Consider the following 2,131-nt stretch of genomic DNA (forward strand, 5'->3'; position numbering starts at 1 on the left):
GTCGCGCTGGTCGCATCGGCTGCGATATTCATGCTCTGCCAGCTGGCAAGCCGCCTGCTCGCGCGCATTGTCTCACATAACAGGCAGACACGCCAGAGCTGAAACCGCATCACGATACAATACAGGAATAACATCAATCGGCATCCATACCGAACTTAACCATCTGGCATTCGCCGGCTCGGAGGTAGCATGTCATTCAAAGACAGTCAACTGTCCACGCTGACCGTGGGCGACACCACATTCGACTACGTCAACATCGCGGATCTGCCCGGTATCGAGCATCTGCCATACTCGCTCAAGGTGCTTGTCGAGAACCTCGTGCGCAACATCGACGGCAAGAACATCACCGACGAGCACGTCAAGGCGTTGCTCGACTGGGATCCGCAGGCTGAACCGAGCCATGAAATCCAGTTCACCCCGTCGCGTGTTGTCATGCAGGATTTCACCGGTGTGCCCTGCATCGTCGATCTCGCGACCATGCGTGACGCGGTCAAGGAGCTGGGCGGCGACCCCGAGGTCATCAATCCGCAGGTGCCCGCCGACATGATCATCGACCACTCCGTGCAAATCGACAAGTACGGCGTCGCCGACGCGCTGCAGCAGAACATGGATATCGAATACCAGCGCAACGGGGAGCGCTACCAGTTCCTGCGCTGGGGCCAGCAGGCGTTTAGGAACTTCCGCGTGGTGCCGCCGGGGACCGGCATCATCCACCAGGTGAACATCGAATACCTCGCCAAAGTCGTCATGAGCAAGGATTCCGGCCTCGATGACGGCCGCAAGCTTGCCTATCTCGACTCCTGCGTAGGCACGGATTCGCACACCACCACCGTCAACGGCCTCGGCGTGCTCGGCTGGGGCGTCGGCGGCATCGAAGCCGAAGCTGCCATGCTCGGCCAGCCCATCTCCATGCTCGTGCCGCGCGTGGTCGGGTTCAAGCTCACCGGCTCCATCCCCGAAGGCGTCACCGCGACCGACGTGGTGCTCACCATCACCGACATGCTCCGCAAGCACGGCGTGGTCGGCAAGTTCGTTGAATTCTACGGTGAGGGCGTCGCCTCCGTTCCGCTCGCCAACCGTGCGACCATCGGCAATATGAGCCCTGAATTCGGCTCCACCTGCGGTATCTTCCCGATTGACGACGTGACGCTTGACTATCTGCGCCTGACCGGTCGCAGCGAGGAACAGGTCGAACTCGTCAAAGCCTACGCGAAGGCGAACCGCCTGTGGGGCGACACCAAGGACCCGCAGTATGTCGAACCGCAGTATTCGGAATACATGGAACTCGACCTCGGTTCCGTTGTGCCGAGCATCGCCGGCCCGAAGCGCCCGCAGGACCGCATCACCCTCGCCACCGCGAAGAAGACCTTCGAAGACACGCTGCCCGCGTACGAAACCGACAAGACCGAACAGCAGCCGGTACCGGTGAGCACCGACTTCCGCGGAGATTTCGACGTGAAGAACGGCGATGTCGCCATCGCCTCCATCACCAGCTGCACCAACACCTCGAACCCGTCGGTCATGATCGCCGCCGGCCTGATCGCACGCAATGCCCACGCTAAAGGCCTCAAGCCCAAGCCGTGGGTCAAGACCTCCCTCGCCCCTGGCTCCCAAGTCGTGGCCGACTACCTCAAGAAAGCCGGCCTCCAGGATGACCTTGACGCTCTGGGCTACCAGCTCGTCGGCTTCGGTTGCGCCACCTGCATCGGCAACTCCGGTCCTCTGCTGCCCGAAATCTCCAAGGCCATCAACGACAACGACCTGACCGTCACCGCCGTGCTGTCCGGCAACCGCAACTTCGAAGGCCGCATCAGCCCGGACGTCAAGATGAACTACCTCGCATCCCCGCCGCTTGTAATCGCCTACGCGCTCGCCGGCACCATGGACTTCGACTTCGAAACCCAGCCGCTGGGCCAAGACGCGGACGGCAACGACGTGTTCCTACGCGACATCTGGCCGAGCAACGAAGACGTCCAGCGCGTGGTCGACGAGACCGTTTCCCGTGAGATGTTCGTCAAAGACTATGCGAGCGTCTTCGACGGCGATTCCCGTTGGCAGGGCCTCGACGTGCCGAAAGGCGAACTGTTCTCCTGGGATCCTGATTCCACCTATGTGCGTCGGCAGACCTTCT

General features: G+C 61.6%; 1 protein-coding gene. It reads left to right on the forward strand.

Translation table 11 applies throughout. From position 1 onward, the window contains the following. Window positions 1-189: 189 nt before the first annotated feature. Window positions 190-2,131: aconitate hydratase AcnA (gene acnA, locus ACI38B_RS03775; protein WP_439729582.1), on the forward strand; the 1,942-nt coding region annotated here is incomplete at its 3' end.

The organism is Bifidobacterium sp. (genome assembly GCF_051876855.1).
In the GTDB taxonomy this organism is placed as follows: Bacteria; Actinomycetota; Actinomycetes; order Actinomycetales; family Bifidobacteriaceae; genus Bifidobacterium.